We start from the raw sequence: 14,881 nt of genomic DNA, 5'->3' as shown, positions 1-14,881 counted from the left end.
CTGCGGACGGCCATCGGGTCGGTCGATCTTGTTCACCACCACGATGGGCTTCAGACCGAGCGCCAGCGCCTTGCCGGTGACGAACTTGGTCTGCGGCATCGCGCCTTCCGCGCTGTCGACCAGCAGGATGACGCCGTCGATCATGCTGAGGATGCGCTCCACCTCGGCGCCGAAATCGGCGTGGCCGGGCGTGTCGACGATGTTGATGCGGGTGGTCTTGCCGTCATGCTCCCATTCTACGCTGGTGCATTTGGCGAGGATCGTGATCCCGCGCTCTTTTTCGAGGTCGCCTGAATCCATCGCGCGCTCTTCCACGCGCTGGTTCTCGCGGAAGGTGCCCGACTGGCGGAACAGCTGGTCGACGAGCGTGGTCTTGCCATGGTCGACGTGGGCGATGATCGCGATATTACGCAGGTCGCGCGACATGATGGGTCTCTTCAGATTTTAGCAGGGAGGAAGGTGAAGCGCCCCCTAACCGCAATGCTGCGCCGCAACAAGGGTCTATTGCCCGCGAACCCCCGTCGCCCGGCCGTGGCAAACTGGCCACTTTCGCAGCCAAGCTCCCCGTGAAAGCAGGTGTGACGAGCTTGCAACATCGCGTCTGTCATGCACGGCCGCGCACGCCATCGCGGCTTGTCCGGGGTCAGCCGCACGGTTATGAGGCGCCGCAATCGCGGATAGGCCGGGGCCTCGCGCTCGATAAGCGCACCACTGGAAAATCACCGGCTACGCGAGGGATATGAGGAGAACATTTTCCATGCGTTCAACTGTTTCCGGCCCTGCCGGGTCGCTTCGTGCCGGGTCCTTTCGGGTCGCACTGCTCGCCGGCGCTGCCGGCCTCGCTTTCGGCCTGCCCTCGATGGCGCTCGCCCAGGATGGCGAGGTCGATTCCGACGACGCCGACGAGCTTGTCCTCGAAGCCGGCGATGAGGGCGACAGCAACGTCATCATCGTCACCGCTTCCAAGCGCGAACAGACGCTCCAGGAAACGCCGATCTCGGTCAGCGTGACCAGCGGCGAGACCCTCGAACAGGCGCAGATCCGCGACGTCCTCGACCTCCAGACGGTCACGCCTTCGCTGCGGGTCAGCCAGCTGCAGACCTCGTCCGCCTCGACCTTCATCATTCGCGGCTTCGGCAATGGCGACAACAATTTCGGCATCGAGCCCTCGGTCGGCGTCTTCATCGACGGTGTGTTCCGTTCGCGTTCGGCCTCGGCATTGAACGACCTTGCCAACGTCCAGCGGATCGAGGTGCTGAACGGGCCGCAATCGACGCTGTTCGGCAAGAACGCCTCGGCCGGCGTCATCTCGGTCATTACCCGCGAGCCGCAATTCGAATTCGGCGGCAGCGCCGAGGCGGTCTACGGCAATTTCGACCAGGTTTTCCTGCGCGGAGACGTCACCGGGCCGATCACCGACACGATCGCTTTCTCGATCGACGGCAGCTATCAGCGCCGCGACGGCTATGCCGAGATCGTCAATCTCGACGAAGACATCAACGATCGCAACCGCTGGACCGCGCGCGGCCAGCTCTTGATCGAACCCACCCCGGACATCTCGATCCGCGCGATCGGCGACTATTCGCGCATCGACGAAGTGTGCTGCCAAGTCGGCACGCTCGTGGCCGGTCCTGCGGCGGGAGCGATCACCGCGCTCGGCGGCGAATTCAGTCCGCCGTCGGAATTCTTCGAATATGAAAGCTTCCTCAACATCGTGCCGGAAAACGAGGTCGACAATTACGGCGGCTCGGTCCAGGTCGACTGGGAAACCGGCCCGCTGACCTTCACCTCGATCACCGCCTATCGCGAGCTGAAGAACGAGTTCGTTTCCGACATCGACTACACCAGCCTCGATGTCGCCAGGGAGTTCCGCGATCAGTCCGTGGACACCTTCACCCAGGAACTGCGGATCACCTCCGATTTCGACGGTCCGCTGAACTTCCTCCTCGGCGGCTTCTATTTCGACGAGTCGATCGAGCAGGAAAGCGGCGTCGTCAACGGCACGCAGATCCGCGACTTCTTCGAGATCCTCGCCGGCGCGGATCCGGTCGCCGTCATCACCGGCCAGCCGAGCCTTTTCAACGGCGTCGAGCAGGGTCTCGGTCTGCCGCAGGAATCGATCTTCACAACCCCGCTGCTGACCGACGAGGTGTTCGGCTTCGACAACGAGGCGTGGTCGATCTTCGGCACGATCGATTTCGAGCCGGTCGACGGCCTCGTCTTCACGCTGGGCGGCAACTACACCGACGACAGCAAGGACTTCGCGGTTTCGCAGACGAGCTTCGACCCGCTCGCCAATATCAATCTCGTCGACGCCTTCATCGTCGGCGGTATTGCGCAGGCGTTGCAGATCGCTCCGGGCGCGGTGACGCCGGACGTCATTTCGGGCTTCGCCGGCGATCCGAACACAGCGCCGATCTTCGCGGGCATTGCCGCCGCGGCACAGGACCCGGACCAGAACGCGCTTCTCGGCCTCGCTCCGTTCCAGTTCCAGCCGCCTTTCCTCGACGTGCCCAACGCGATCGAGGACGGGCGCACGCGCGACGACAAGTTCACCTATCTCGCGCGCGTCGCCTGGCAGATGATCGACGAGGTCAATCTCTATGCAAGCTACGCCACCGGCTTCAAGGCGAGCTCGATCAATCTCTCGCGCGACAGCCGTCCGCTGAACGCCGATTTCGTTCCGGGGCCGCGCGGATCGACGATCTTGGCGCCGCCTTCCGCGATCCTCAATGCCGGCCTTGCCGTGCCCAATTTGACGACAGGTTCGCGTTTCGCCGGGCCTGAAGAAACCGAGGTTATCGAAGTCGGCCTCAAGGCTCAGCTCGACAATTTTGGCGTCAACCTCGCCATTTTCGACCAGTCAATCGACGGCTTCCAGAGCTTCGCCTTCACCGGCACCGGTTTTGCCCTGCGCAATGCAGGCACGCAGTCGGTGCGCGGCTTCGAGATCGACGCCAATGCCGAAGTTTCGCCGGGCTTCGTCGTGACTTTCGCGATGACCCATCTCGATCCGCTGTTCGACGATTTCACCGGCAGCATCCTGGGCGATCTCACCGGCGTGCGGCCGGGCGGCATTCCGGCCTATACGGTCGCGACGTCGGTGACCTACACGCATGAATGGGACAGCGGCACCCGCCTCATCACGCGCGCGGATTACAATTACGAATCCGAGGTCGACATCAACAACGGCCTGCCGACATTCAACACCGCGTTGGGCAATAGCCGCATCTTCGAGCGCGAGGTGCACCTCGTCAACGCTTCGACCACGCTGGCGCTCAACAGCGGACTGGAAGTCGGCGCCTTCGTCCGCAACCTGTTCGACGATCAGTATATCCTGACGGTCTTCGACGGGGTGGCGCAGGCCGGCACGGTCAGCGGCTATCCCAGCCCACCGCGCACCTATGGCGGCGTCGTGCGCTACCGTTTCTGAGCGGAACGCGATTGCCGAACGAGAAAGGGCCCCGCCAGCAATGGCGGGGCCCTTACCCTTGTATGGGTGCGACAATCGACCCCGCGCCCCTTGTGCGTGCGGCCATAGCGTGGTGCTTTAGGACGATCAGGCACGCCTTTGACTAGGGGGATTCGCGATGGACTGGATGTTGATGCCGCTGCGGCGCTATGCCGATTTCGAGGGGCGTTCGCGCCGCAAAGAAATTGGATGTTCGTGCTCGGCGTCATAATCGTCGCCGTAATTCTCGCTCTTGTCGAGATGGCGCTGGGGCTCGATCGATTGGTCTTCGGCACCTACGGACCGCTCACCAGCCTGCTGGGTCTCGCGCTGATCGTTCCGGGCCTCGCAGTCCAGGTGCGCCGCTTCCACGATCAGGACAAGACGGGCTGGCTAGTGCTGCTCGGCTTCATACCTATCATCGGCGGGCTGATCGTGCTGGTCTTCATGCTGCTTCCCGGAACCGACGGGCCGAACCGCTTCGGTCCCGATCCCAAGGCCGGCGTGCCGGCGCGCGCGACCTGACGAACGCTCAGGCGCCGGGTTACAATTCGCGCAGCGCCTGCGCCGGTTTGGCGCGCAGCAGCGGCAGCGATCCGCCGATGGCAAATGCCAGCACCGTCGCGAGCCCCAGCCCGAGCACTGCAAGCACGACGCCCCAATCGGGCAGCCAGTCGAACTCGAACAGCTGAGTGATGATGACCCAGGCCAGCCCGGATCCCAGCGCCAGCGCCACCAACGCAAGCGCGGCGGCAATCAGGCTGTATTCGGCAAGCTGAAGCCCCAGGATCTGTCGCCGGCTCGCCCCCATGACGCGCAGCACCACGGTGTCGTAGGTCCGCGCCGCGCGCGCCGCGGCGATTGCGCCCATCAGCACCGCGATCCCCGCCAGCACCGCCACCGCGGCGGCGGCCAGTGTCGCGAGCCCGACCTGTTCGAGCAGCGTGCGCGCCTGGACCAGCACTTCGCCGACTTCGACGACAGAGCTCGAGGGAAAGGCCTGGACCAGATCACGCAGCAGCTGCGCGCGCGCCTCGGTGTCGGCGGCGGCGGGCAGCTCGATCGTCGCGGCGAGCTTGTGCGGCGCATCGGAAATGGCGTTGCGCGAGAAGACGAGCGTGAAGTTGAAGCCCATCGTCTCCCAGTCGATTTCGCGCAAATTCGCGATCCGCACGTCCCGCTCGGAGCCGAGGATGCCGACGGTCAGCATGTCGCCGACCTCCAAACCGACCGCGTCGGCGAATTCGCGGTCGATCGAGACCAGCCCTTCGCCCTCATGCAGCGGGTTCCACCATGTGCCTTCGACCACGCGGCTGCCGGTGGGCGGAGCGTCGGCATAGGTGATGCCGCGCTCGCCATTGAGCACCCAGGCGCCTTCGGGAATTTCTTCGAGATCGGCGACGCGCTGCATGTCGCCCTCGGGTCCGTAAGCGAGGATCGCGCCGCGCAGGGTGGGAACGGCGTTGATCTGCGCATCGGGGAAGGGCTCGGTGACCAGTTCGCGAAACTCCGTCTCGCGTTCGGGCGGCACGTCGATCACGAAATAGTCGGGCGCCTCGCGCGGCACGCGGCTTTCGATATTACCGCCGATCGCGCTCTGGACCGCGGCGAGCAGCACGAAGGCGGCGAGGCCGAAACCGAGCGCGGTGACGAGCGCGCTGGTCGGCGCGCCCGGACGGTGGATGTTGGCAAGCGCCGAGCGCAGCAGCGGGTTGGACGGACGCGGGAGTTTGCGCGCGGCATATTGGAGCGCGAGGCCCAGTCCTGCAAGCGCGACCAGCGCGGCGCCCGCTCCGGCGAGGAAGCCGGCGGTGAGAAGGGTCTGCCCGGTGGTGAACAGCGCCAGCGCGCAGATCGCGGCGAGCCCGGCACCGGTCGCGGCGAGCGCGCGGCGATCGCGCGCCAGCGGCACGATGCGGCTGCGCATCAGCGCCATCGCCGGAAAGGCGCGGGCGCGCAGCAGGGGCGCGGCGGCGAAGGCGAAGGCGACGAGCAGGCCATAGGCGCCCGCCAGCAGCAGCGGCGCGGGCTCGATCACGAACCCGCTTTCGACCGGCAGCAGACCTTGCAAGGCCGCGCCCAGCAGCGGCGTTACCAGCACGCCCGCGGTCAGCCCCAGCGCGCTGCCGAGCAATGCCGCCGCCGCGATCTGCAGCGCGTAGATGCGCACGATGTCGCGCGAGGACGCGCCCAGCACTTTAAGCGTCGCAATGCTGGCGCGGCGCTGATCGAGGTAGGAGGAGACCCCGCCGGCAATCCCGATCCCCGCAATCACCAGCGCGGCGAGCCCGACCAGCGTCAGGAAATCGCTCATCCGCCCGACGAACCGGTCGGCGCCGGGCGAGGCGCGGTCGCGAGTGCGGAAATCGAAGCCGGCGGTCGGGAAAGCCTCGGTCAGCGCCTCCTCGACGCCCTCGGGATCGCGCGTATCTTCGGCGAAGGCGACGCGGTATTTGCTCTGATAGAGCGAGCCGGGCTGGATCAATCCGGCGGCGCCCGGCACCTCCTGCGCCACCAGCACGGTGGGGCCGAGCTGGAAGCCTTCGGACAGGCGATCGGGTTCGGTCTCGATCACGCCGGCGGCGTTGAGGGTCGTGGTGCCGACGCGGAATTCATCGCCCACCTGGATGTCGAGCCGGTCGAGCGCCCCTTGCGCCAAATAGGCGTCGTTCGCGGTCGGCGCGCCGGGCGCGGTGCCGTCGGCGAGGGTGAAGGTGCCGAAAAGCGGCCAGTTTTCATCGACCGCCTTCAGTTCGACCGGGGCGGCGGCATCCGGCGTGGTCGCCATCGCCTGCATTCGGTAACCGCCCGAGACGCGGCCATATTCCGAAAGCGCGTCCAGTTCGTCCTCGGAAAGGTCGCGCTGCCAGACCTCGACCTCGAGATCGCCGCCCAGCAGCACCCTGCCCGAGCTTTGCAATTCGCGCTCGATCGAGGCGGTCAGCGTGCCGATCGCGGCGAGCGCCGCGGTGCCGAGAAAGATACAGACGAGCAGGAGGCGCAGCCCCTTGAACCGCCCGTTGAGATCGCGCCGCGCGATCCGCCAGGCTTCGCCCCAGCCCAGACCGCGCCTTGCGCCGTCCTCGATCACTCCGCTGCTTCCCTGACGCCGCGCGCGCCGGACCCGTCCGAAACGATCACGCCATCCGCCATGGTCAGCACCCGTTCGCAGCGCGCGGCGAGTTTCGGATCATGGGTGATGATGAGCAGCGTCGCCCCGGTCTCGGCGCGGCGGGCGAACAGCAGGTCGACGATCTCCTCTCCGGTGGCGACGTCGAGATTGCCGGTCGGCTCGTCGGCGAAGATCAGCGCGGGGCCGGGCGCGATGGCGCGGGCGATGGCGACGCGCTGTTGCTCGCCGCCCGAAAGCTGCGTTGGATAGTGATCGGTGCGGTGGCCGAGGCCCACCGCCGCGAGCTCGGCGACGGCGCGCTCGCTCGCATCGCGGGCGCCGGCAAGTTCCATCGGCGTCGCGACATTCTCCGCCGCGGTCATGGTCGGCAGCAGGTGAAAGGCCTGCAGCACGATCCCGATCCGTCCGCGCCGCGCGGCGGCCAGCCCGTCCTCGTCGAGCCGCGCAAAGTCCTGCCCCGCGACGGTCAGCGACCCGCCGCTCGCGCGTTCGAGCCCGGAAAGCACCGCCATCAGCGAGCTTTTGCCCGAACCCGACGGCCCGAGCAGCGCGACCACTTCGCCATGCGCGATGTCGAGATCGATGCCCTTAAGAATCTCCACCGGTGCGCTGGCCGAACCCAGCGTCAGCGACAGGTCGCGGACATGGATCGCCAGCGCGGGCTTCGCATCGGGAACGGATCGGGCGGGAGCGTCGGCGGGGTTTGTCACGGGGAAGAGATGGGATAGAGCGAACTTGCAAACAAGTGTTTAGAAGAAGGTTCGCAGATCGTCATGGGCGTCTTGCAGATACGAATACGGGAATTGAGTGGACGCAGCGGCGTCTCGCGCCTTGCGGCGGGGTGGCTGGCGGGGCTGGCGCTGTTGCTGGCGGCCTGCGGAGCGGAGGCCGAGATCGAGGAACCCGCCGCCGACGATACGCTCGATGAAGCGGCAATCCCCGTCATGAGCGATGAGTTGCTGATCGTGGCCTTCGGCGACAGCCTGTTCGCCGGCTACAATCTGGCCGAGGACGAGGGCTATCCCGAAAAGCTCGAAGCCGCGCTGCGCTTCCGCGGGATCGATGCGCGGGTGGTCGATGCCGGCGTTTCGGGCGATACCAGCGCGGCGGGGCGCGACCGGCTGCTGTATGTGCTCGAATCGCTCGAAGAAGAGCCCGACCTGTTCATCCTCGAACTGGGCGGCAACGATCTTCTGCGCGGCATTTCGCCTGAGGAAACCCGCGCCAATTTCGAGGAAATGCTGCGCACCTTGCGCGGCCGCGACATTCCGGTGCTGATCATGGGGATGCGCGCGCCGCCCAATTACGGGCCGGAATACCAGCAAGAGTTCGATGCGCTCTATTCGGAGCTTGCCGAGGATTACGACACCGCGCTGATCCCGTTCTGGCTCGAGGATATCTACCAGCGGCCTGAGCTATTCCTCGACGATCGCATCCACCCGACCGCGGAAGGGGTCGAGGCGCTGGTGCAATCGACGGTCGATGCCGTCGCGGCGGAATTGCCGGAACGCGAGCGTCGGCCGGCGCAGCCGGAACCTGCCGAGGCCGCTGACAGCTAAAGTGCGAGCTCCCGCGACGGCGGGAGACTCCTGGAGGCCCGTGACTGCGCGGGCTCTAACAGGTCCTTGCCTTCGCGCAGGACTCATAAAGGCTCCACACTCCCCCCGCTGACACGCCAGATCGCCGCCTCCTTCTCGATGGCGGCGAAAGGCGCGCGCTCGGTGCCGGTCATCCACACCTGCGCGGCGCCCGCCCGCAGCCGCTCGAACAGAGCCTCGCGCCGCACCGGATCGAGATGCGCGGCGACCTCGTCGAGGAGCAGCACGCTTGGCCGCCCGCGAGCCGCCAGTCCGGCATGGGCGAGTGTGATCGCGATCAGCATCGCCTTCTGCTCGCCGGTCGAGCACGAGGCGGCGGGCTGGCCGGTGCCCGCCATCACGACCTCCAGTTCGTCGCGATGTGGCCCGGTGAGCGCGCGGCCCGCCGCCCGGTCGCGCGGGCGCGCGCGGGCGAGGGCGCCGCGCAGCTCGTCGGCATCGAGAGGCCCGCCCGGGCGATAGGTCAATGCGGGGCGGGCAAAGGGCTGGGCGGGAAGGGCGGACAGCTCGTCGGACAGCATCGCCACCAGCTGCGCGCGGGTCGCAGCCACGCTGGCGCCGTGCTCGCCCGCCTGCGCCTCGACGGCATCGAGCCATCGCGCTTCCGCGCCTAGCTCTAGCAGGCGATTACGTTCACGCAAGGCACCTTCGAGCCGCGTCACCGAGCGCGCATGGGCGGGATCGATCGCCAGCGCCATGCGATCGACGAAGCGCCGCCGCGCGCCCGCGCTGTCGGTGAACAGCCCGTCCATCGCCGGGGTCAACCACGAGACCGCATGCCATTCGCTCAAATCGGCAGCGCTGGCCTCCGCGCCATTGATGCGTACCAGGCGGCGGGTGGGCGCGTCGGGGAGGGTATAGGTGCCGAGCCGCGCGGAGACCTGGCCCTGTTCGACCAGGTTCGCCCCGATCGCGAAAGCGCCCGGCGGCGCGGCGGGATCCGCGCGGTGAGCCAGCTGCGCAAGCGGGGCGCGGCGCAGGCCCCGGCCCGGGCTCAGCAGCGACAGCGCCTCCAGGACATTGGTCTTCCCCGCGCCGTTTTCCCCCACGAGCAGGTTGAAATGCGCCGTTTCGCCGAGCTCGCTCGCCAGGTGATTGCGAAAACTCGCAAGTGTGATCTTCGCAAGGGCCATGGCGGGGCCCATGCAGGTAGCAGGGATGCGCGGGATTGCCACGAAAATGGCGAGCATCATGCCCGATCCCAACTTATGGCATTTTGCGCCAACCTTTCGGATTGATGAACAAGACGTTCAATTGGGCCCACCGCTGAAACCCCGGTTTTCCGACAATTTTCGAGTTTGGCACACCTCCTGCAAAGCTGTTGGCGTAACCGGGACGGTCCCGGATCACACCAAAGGAGACTTACAAATGACCGCTACCACCCTCTCGAACCGCTTCGCCGCCGCCGCCTTCTCGCTGGTCGTTTCGGCCACGATGCTCGCCTACGCCATCGTCCCTGCAACCCCCTCGCTCGCCTAGTCGAACAGGCACGCTCAACCCCGAAGGAACACCAGACCCATGTTCAACTCCGACCTCGCCAACCGCCTCTTCGCCGCCGCTTTCTCGGTGGTCCTGTCGGCTAGCGTCTTCGCCTACGCGATCATTCCCGGCAGCCCCGCGATCGCCTGATCACCATTCCCGCAAAGGATATTTGAAAATGCACTCGTTCTTCGATCCCTCCAGCACCGCGATCCGCGCCTTCGCCGCCGCCGGCGCGCTGATCATCACGATCGCGCTGATGGCCACCGCCATCGTCCCGGCCAGCCCCGGCGCAGGCGACCTCCTCGTCGGAGTGCTGGCATGAACAGGATCACCCGCGGTAGCGGAGGCCCGCCGCAAAAGGGGTTCCGTCTGGACAAGCGCGACGGCAAGCTCTTCGGCGTCTGCGCGGGCCTTGCGAACTGGTCGGGTGTCGATGCGCTGATCTGGCGGCTCGGATTTGTCGTCTGCACCCTTCTGGGTATCGGCTTTCCGATCCTGATCTACCTCGCGATCGCCCTGATCGCCGATTGAATGCGCAGCTAGATGATAAAGCGGTTCCCCGGTTTTTCGGGCAGCTGCGCACCGATCTGAACATACCGGGAAGGGGCCTTCGAGGCCCCTTTTACTTTGCGAGAAACTACATCGCGCTGATCCCGCCATCGAGCTTGATCTCCGCGCCCGTCATGAAGCGGCTCTCATCGCTCGCGAGATAAACCACAGCGTTCGCGATATCGTTGGGTTCGCCGACGAATTTCAGCGGGATCTGCCGCGCAAGCTTTTCCATCAGCACGTCTTTTTCCAGATTGTGGTTCTTCGCCGTCCCGTCGAGGATCGGCGTGTCGACGAAGGTCGGGTGCACTGAATTGCAGCGGATCTGCATATTGTTCTTCGCACAATGCAGCGCGATCGACTTGGACAGCATCCACACCGCCGCCTTCGAAGAATTGTAGGCCGGCATGGTGTCGCTCGCGATCAGGCCGGCGATGCTGGAGATGTTGATGATCGATCCGGGCGCATGCTCGCGCATCAGCGGCAGCGCCTTTTGGCAGCCGTGGAAGATCGAATTGATGTTGATGTCGAAACAGCGTTGCCAGTCTTCGAAAGTGCAGGTCTCGATATTGCCGCCGACGCCGATCCCGGCATTGTTGACCAGCACGTTGAGTCCGCCCAGTTGTTCGTGCGCAGCCTCGATGGCGGCGTCCCAGGCCGCGGGATCGGTCACGTCGTGCGCGATTGCGAAGGCGGTGCCTTCGCCTTGTTCGGAATTGACGATCTCGGCCGTTTCGGCTGCGCCTTCGCCATTGATGTCGGTCGCGAGCACCCGCGCGCCTTCCTGCGCGAGGCGGATCGCGTGCGCGCGTCCCAGTCCCTGCGCCGCACCCGTCACCAGCGCTAGTTTGCCTTCGCAGCGTTTCGTCATGTCGTCTCTTCTCCCAAGAAGCCCGGTGTGAGGAGCATCGCTATCCGCACATCGACGCCGTGGCCAGTCTCGCGCCAGCTTGCGACGAAACTGGCGAGCTCGGCAAGCGGCACGCGGTGCACGGTGATGTCCTCGCTGTCGGTGCCACCGCCTTCGCCCGTGCGGGTGAGGCCGGTGGCTTTCAGCAGCGTGAAACTTTCCGACACGAGGCCGGGCGAAGAATAGAAATCGCCCAATGTCTCGAGCCGGTCGGCGGTATAGCCCGTCTCCTCCTCGAGCTCGCGCGTGGCGGCCGCGACCGCGCTTTCGTTCTCGCTGCCCTCGTCGTCGCCCACCAGTCCCGCGGGAATTTCGAGGCAGACCCGGCCGAGCGGCACGCGGTACTGGCTGACGAGGATGACATAGCGGGTGCCATCGGCATCCTCGTCGATCGCGATGATCGCGGCGGCGCGAATGCCGCGCGTGCGCCCGACATATTCCCAGCGGCCACGCGTTTTGGCGGCGATGAACTTGCCTTGCCAGCGGATCTCCTCGGGCAGGTCGGCGTCGGGGTCTTTGTTCAAGCTGTGCTCCGAACAGGACAAGAGATCGACCGCAACCTCAAACCTCGATCAGCCGGTCGGGAAGCTGGTTTTCATCCTCGCTGCCGCGCGGGAAATGCTGCGCCAGGACGAAGCCGACATCACGCACGCCCGCGGCCATGCCCTCGGCGATCTCGCCGCGTTTGATATGGGCGAGCATGTCGCCCATCGCTTCGCCCCAGACCTCGGCCTCGACCTTCTCCGCGATGCTGTCGTCGGCGACGATCTCGGCGCGATGTTCGCGCATCGCGAGGTAGATGAGCACTCCAGTGCGACCATGGGTGCGGCGTTCGGCGCCGACCTTGAAGTGGCGGATCGCCGCCTCGTGTGCGCGCGCGGTCTTCACCGGGGCGGGGATCAGTGCGAATTTCAAGGGCTGGAACTGCTGGACTGCGAGCGCGAGCACGAAGGTCAGAAGCCCGAGCGCGATGGTCATGCTGGCGATTTCGCCGGTGGTCCATTCGTGGCTCCACCCGCCGATAAGGCGGTCCCACAGATCGAGGAAAGGCCGGGGCAGGGCGGCGAACAGGCTCATCGCCGTAAAACTCGCGGCGAGCGACCACCACAGGGCGACATCGGTGTAGCCGTCGGAACGATCGGCGAGCACGGTGACGATCTCACCCGACGTCGCCTGTTCGGCTTCGCCGACCGCGTCCGAGACGATGCGATGCTGTTCCTCGGTGAGATAGACCATGTCCTACCAGCCGCCCGACGCGCCGCCGCCGCCAAAGGAGCCGCCGCCGCCACCGAAGCCGCCACCGAAACCACCGCCGAAGCCACCGCCTCCTCCGCCGCCCCCGCCGGACATGGCGCCGCGCGCGATCGCGCTGCCGATCTCCCACAGGATAATGTTCGAGGCGACGTCGCCAAGATCGCTCCCCCGATCGCCGCCACGTTTGCCCCAGGGGCCTTTGCCCTTGGAGCGGTAGCGCCGCCGTCGCCGCGAACCGCGCAGCAGCGGGAGCAGGAAAAAGAAGAAGATGAAGCCGAGCCAGATCAGCGCGCCGAAGGGAAAACCGCCGTCGCTCTGGCGGGCTTCGGTCGCCTCGCGCGCGACTTCGGCGGCCTGGTCGGGAGGAAGCTGAAGCTGGGTGACGATCGCCTCGGTGCCCGCGACGATCCCGCCCGCCATGTCGCCATCGCGAAAGCGCGGGAGGATCTCGTTTTGGATGATGAGCGAGGAGAGCGCGTCGGTGAGATAGCCTTCGAGCCCGTAGCCGACCTCGATCCGCACCTGCCGCTCATTGGGCGCGACCAGCAGGAGCGCGCCGTCATTGCGCTCCGCATCCCCGATGCCCCATTCGCGCCCGAGCTGATAGCCGTAATCCGCAATGTCGTAGCCCTGAAGATCGGGCACGGTCGCCACCACAAGCTGGCGCTGCGACTGAGTCTCGAGCGCTTCGAGCCGCGCGGTCAGCTGCGCTTCGACAGCGGGGGGGATGATATCGGCATTATCGACCACGCGCCCCGTCAGCGCCGGAATTTCCGGCTGTGCCGCAAGCGGCATGGCCAGCGCCGCGAAAACGCCGGCCAGCATCAGGAACAGGGCGCGAAGCATGCGGGTTAGCTTGAGGTCAGGTCGATCTCGGGCGCGACCTCGGCCCCTTCGGTGACTGCGCTGTAGGGCGCCATCGGCTCTGCGCCGTGGATGATGTTCGCGCCGATCGTATCGGGGAAGGTGCGGATCGTCGTGTTATAGGCGCGCACCGCCTCGTTGTAGTCGCGAATGGCGACGGCGATGCGATTTTCCGTGCCTTCGAGCTGGCTTTGCAACGCCAGGAAGTTCTGGTTCGACTGGATCTGCGGATAGGCCTCGAAACTGGCGAGCAGGCGGCCCAGACCCTGTCCGAGCTGGCTCTGCGCGGCGGCGAATTCCTCCATCGCCGCTTCGTCGGTCAAGTCGTCGGCGGTGATATTGATGCCGGTTGCGCGGGCGCGGGCATCGGTGACTTCGGTCAGGATCGAGCGCTCGCTTTCGGCGGCGCCTTGCGCGATTTCGACGAGGTTGGGGATGAGGTTCGAGCGGCGCTGGAACTGCGCCTCGACATCGGCCCACTTGGCCTTGGCCTCTTCCTCGGCGGCGGGGACGGTGTTGATGCCGCAGGCGGCCAGCGTCAGCGAAATGGCGGCGACCACGACGGCGCGCCCGATATTGCGCAAATTCATGTGTTTAGGTTCCTCCAAACCGGCACGCCTCGCCCGGCTTTCGGGCTCGGCGCGCATCTGTATTGCGGATATAGCACACCATACGGGGCTTTCAAGCCGGCGGCATGCGTGCATAGCGTCCTCGCAAGCCACGAGACAATGGAGGAAATACATGAATTTCGTCGCCGAATTCCGCAAGTTCATCGCCCGCGGCAATGTTCTCGATCTTGCGATCGGGGTGGTGATCGGCGCCGCTTTCGGCAAGATCGTGACCTCGCTGACCGAGAGCATCATCATGCCGCTGATCGGCTGGGTGTTCGGCGATGTCGACTTTTCCAACTATTTCTGGCGGCTGGGCTCGGTGCCGGAAGGCTATGATGGGGCGCTCACCAACTATGCCGAGTTGAAAGAGGCGGGCGTGGCCATGATCGGCTATGGTGAGTTCCTAACCCAACTGGTCAATTTCCTCATTATCGCGTTTGCGCTGTTCATGCTGCTGCGCACGGTCAACCGCGTGATCGACGAGGTCCAGGAACTGGCCAGCGAAACCGAGGAGTCGGCCACAACCGACGCGGTGACGACCGATCCGCAACTCGACGTGCTGAAGAAGATCCTCGCCGAATTGCGCAGCGATGGCGGTAATAAGGGCGGGGCAGCAGGTGGTTCCGCGGGAGGGCCGGCGCCCGCGGCCAGCTGAGCCTGCGCGGCTCTATAGGCCCGCATTCACTTCCCTTTCAGCAATTGATCGCTATATGGGCGGTGTCGAAGCAATTCGACTATGGCGATAAATTGCAGCGTGCAATAGGCGCAACGGACCCGGGGGCAGTACCCGGCGGCTCCACCAGAAACGGCGGTATTCCGCCATTCCTGACGGGGCCGAACCAGGATCGACGTGGGCTGAAAAGCGTTGTTTTTGCTCGGGCTGAAGACCCCGTAAAACTGTTCAAAACACACAAGTGCCAACGATAACGAAGCACTCGCAATCGCTGCGTAACCTGACGGCCTAACGGCCTGATCTTACAAAGCCAATGCGCGGTTGGACCCACCGGGCAACAGAAGCGGATTCCGGGG

Annotated in this window: 16 protein-coding genes, 1 other RNA gene and 1 pseudogene; 9 read left to right on the top strand and 9 right to left on the bottom strand. The window is 65.7% G+C overall.

The window, feature by feature from the left end:
• The coding region (locus tag V2I30_RS05710; protein WP_330661115.1) for a GTP-binding protein at window positions 1-426 on the bottom strand (426 nt) is incomplete at its 3' end.
• A 331-nt stretch (window positions 427-757) separates the two neighbouring features.
• Here V2I30_RS05710 and V2I30_RS05705 point away from each other — a divergent pair.
• Window positions 758-3,433 carry a TonB-dependent receptor gene (locus V2I30_RS05705; protein ID WP_330661114.1) on the top strand — a complete coding sequence of 892 codons (2,676 nt, stop codon included), beginning with the start codon at window positions 758-760 and terminating at the stop codon, window positions 3,431-3,433.
• A gap of 157 nt (window positions 3,434-3,590) precedes the next feature.
• Window positions 3,591-3,976: pseudogene (locus V2I30_RS05700) on the top strand (DUF805 domain-containing protein).
• A gap of 19 nt (window positions 3,977-3,995) precedes the next feature.
• Here the strand turns inward: V2I30_RS05700 and V2I30_RS05695 are convergent.
• Entirely contained in the window at window positions 3,996-6,542 is a 2,547-nt protein-coding gene (locus V2I30_RS05695) for an ABC transporter permease (RefSeq protein ID WP_330661112.1), read from the bottom strand.
• A complete protein-coding gene (locus tag V2I30_RS05690) occupies window positions 6,539-7,240 on the bottom strand; it encodes an ABC transporter ATP-binding protein (protein ID WP_330661117.1) in 702 nt (233 codons plus the stop codon). The genes V2I30_RS05695 and V2I30_RS05690 overlap by 4 nt, the downstream gene beginning before the upstream one ends.
• Window positions 7,241-7,387: 147 nt before the next feature.
• On the opposite strand from V2I30_RS05690, the gene V2I30_RS05685 reads away from it, so the two are divergent.
• Window positions 7,388-8,143: an arylesterase gene (locus tag V2I30_RS05685; protein ID WP_330661111.1), complete on the top strand. Its 756-nt coding sequence runs from the start codon at window positions 7,388-7,390 to the stop codon at window positions 8,141-8,143.
• A gap of 83 nt (window positions 8,144-8,226) precedes the next feature.
• Here the strand turns inward: V2I30_RS05685 and recF are convergent, their stop codons facing one another.
• Entirely contained in the window at window positions 8,227-9,315 is a 1,089-nt protein-coding gene (gene recF / locus V2I30_RS05680; RefSeq protein ID WP_330661116.1) for a DNA replication/repair protein RecF, read from the bottom strand.
• Between the two features lie 235 nt (window positions 9,316-9,550).
• On the opposite strand from recF, the gene V2I30_RS05675 reads away from it, so the two are divergent.
• From V2I30_RS05675 to V2I30_RS05660, 4 genes are read left to right on the top strand one after another with little or no spacing between them, the layout of a single operon-like run.
• Complete coding sequence (locus tag V2I30_RS05675; protein WP_330661110.1) at window positions 9,551-9,661, top strand: enoyl-CoA hydratase; 111 nt, start codon at window positions 9,551-9,553, stop codon at window positions 9,659-9,661.
• Window positions 9,662-9,700: 39 nt separating this feature from the next.
• Window positions 9,701-9,811, top strand: a complete 111-nt coding sequence (locus V2I30_RS05670) for an enoyl-CoA hydratase (RefSeq protein ID WP_330661109.1) — start codon at window positions 9,701-9,703, stop codon at window positions 9,809-9,811.
• A 28-nt stretch (window positions 9,812-9,839) separates the two neighbouring features.
• The gene (locus V2I30_RS05665) at window positions 9,840-9,986 is read left to right on the top strand and encodes a hypothetical protein (protein WP_330661108.1); all 147 of its coding nucleotides are present in this window, start codon (window positions 9,840-9,842) and stop codon (window positions 9,984-9,986) included.
• Window positions 9,983-10,195, top strand: a complete 213-nt coding sequence (locus V2I30_RS05660; RefSeq protein ID WP_330661107.1) for a PspC domain-containing protein — start codon at window positions 9,983-9,985, stop codon at window positions 10,193-10,195. The genes V2I30_RS05665 and V2I30_RS05660 overlap by 4 nt, the downstream gene beginning before the upstream one ends.
• Window positions 10,196-10,301: 106 nt before the next feature.
• Here the strand turns inward: V2I30_RS05660 and V2I30_RS05655 are convergent, their stop codons facing one another.
• Genes V2I30_RS05655 through V2I30_RS05635 form a run of 5 tightly spaced genes read right to left on the bottom strand, consistent with a single transcriptional unit; the run spans window position 10,302 to window position 13,831 of the window.
• On the bottom strand, window positions 10,302-11,084 hold the full coding sequence (locus V2I30_RS05655; protein WP_330661106.1) for an SDR family oxidoreductase: 783 nt from the start codon (window positions 11,082-11,084) through the stop codon (window positions 10,302-10,304).
• Window positions 11,081-11,647: an NUDIX hydrolase gene (locus V2I30_RS05650; RefSeq protein ID WP_330661105.1), complete on the bottom strand. Its 567-nt coding sequence runs from the start codon at window positions 11,645-11,647 to the stop codon at window positions 11,081-11,083. The genes V2I30_RS05655 and V2I30_RS05650 overlap by 4 nt, the downstream gene beginning before the upstream one ends.
• A gap of 37 nt (window positions 11,648-11,684) precedes the next feature.
• Window positions 11,685-12,359, bottom strand: a complete 675-nt coding sequence (locus tag V2I30_RS05645) for a TPM domain-containing protein (protein WP_330661104.1) — start codon at window positions 12,357-12,359, stop codon at window positions 11,685-11,687.
• A 3-nt stretch (window positions 12,360-12,362) separates the two neighbouring features.
• Window positions 12,363-13,223: a TPM domain-containing protein gene (locus tag V2I30_RS05640; RefSeq protein ID WP_330661103.1), complete on the bottom strand. Its 861-nt coding sequence runs from the start codon at window positions 13,221-13,223 to the stop codon at window positions 12,363-12,365.
• A 5-nt stretch (window positions 13,224-13,228) separates the two neighbouring features.
• Window positions 13,229-13,831, bottom strand: a complete 603-nt coding sequence (locus tag V2I30_RS05635) for a LemA family protein (protein ID WP_330661102.1) — start codon at window positions 13,829-13,831, stop codon at window positions 13,229-13,231.
• A 151-nt stretch (window positions 13,832-13,982) separates the two neighbouring features.
• On the opposite strand from V2I30_RS05635, the gene mscL reads away from it, so the two are divergent.
• Window positions 13,983-14,507, top strand: coding sequence for a large conductance mechanosensitive channel protein MscL (gene mscL, locus V2I30_RS05630; RefSeq protein ID WP_330661101.1), 525 nt, complete (start codon window positions 13,983-13,985; stop codon window positions 14,505-14,507).
• A 26-nt stretch (window positions 14,508-14,533) separates the two neighbouring features.
• Window positions 14,534-14,877: a transfer-messenger RNA gene (gene ssrA, locus V2I30_RS05625) on the top strand.
• Window positions 14,878-14,881 lie beyond the last annotated feature (4 nt).

The sequence above is a fragment of the Erythrobacter sp. genome, assembly GCF_036351135.1.
Lineage (GTDB): Bacteria > Pseudomonadota > Alphaproteobacteria > Sphingomonadales > Sphingomonadaceae > Erythrobacter.
This window is presented reverse-complemented; position numbering and strand designations above follow the sequence as displayed.

What these genes read in the sequence shown, in the direction of transcription:
- V2I30_RS05705 (WP_330661114.1), top strand. Translation starts at nt 758, where the DNA reads ATGCGTTCAACTGTTTCCGGCCCTGCCGGGTCGCTTCGTGCCGGGTCC.
- recF (WP_330661116.1), bottom strand. Translation starts at nt 9,315, where the DNA reads ATGGCCCTTGCGAAGATCACACTTGCGAGTTTTCGCAATCACCTGGCG.
- V2I30_RS05675 (WP_330661110.1), top strand. Translation starts at nt 9,551, where the DNA reads ATGACCGCTACCACCCTCTCGAACCGCTTCGCCGCCGCCGCCTTCTCG.
- V2I30_RS05670 (WP_330661109.1), top strand. Translation starts at nt 9,701, where the DNA reads ATGTTCAACTCCGACCTCGCCAACCGCCTCTTCGCCGCCGCTTTCTCG.
- V2I30_RS05665 (WP_330661108.1), top strand. Translation starts at nt 9,840, where the DNA reads ATGCACTCGTTCTTCGATCCCTCCAGCACCGCGATCCGCGCCTTCGCC.
- V2I30_RS05660 (WP_330661107.1), top strand. Translation starts at nt 9,983, where the DNA reads ATGAACAGGATCACCCGCGGTAGCGGAGGCCCGCCGCAAAAGGGGTTC.
- V2I30_RS05655 (WP_330661106.1), bottom strand. Translation starts at nt 11,084, where the DNA reads ATGACGAAACGCTGCGAAGGCAAACTAGCGCTGGTGACGGGTGCGGCG.
- V2I30_RS05645 (WP_330661104.1), bottom strand. Translation starts at nt 12,359, where the DNA reads ATGGTCTATCTCACCGAGGAACAGCATCGCATCGTCTCGGACGCGGTC.
- V2I30_RS05640 (WP_330661103.1), bottom strand. Translation starts at nt 13,223, where the DNA reads ATGCTTCGCGCCCTGTTCCTGATGCTGGCCGGCGTTTTCGCGGCGCTG.
- V2I30_RS05635 (WP_330661102.1), bottom strand. Translation starts at nt 13,831, where the DNA reads ATGAATTTGCGCAATATCGGGCGCGCCGTCGTGGTCGCCGCCATTTCG.
- mscL (WP_330661101.1), top strand. Translation starts at nt 13,983, where the DNA reads ATGAATTTCGTCGCCGAATTCCGCAAGTTCATCGCCCGCGGCAATGTT.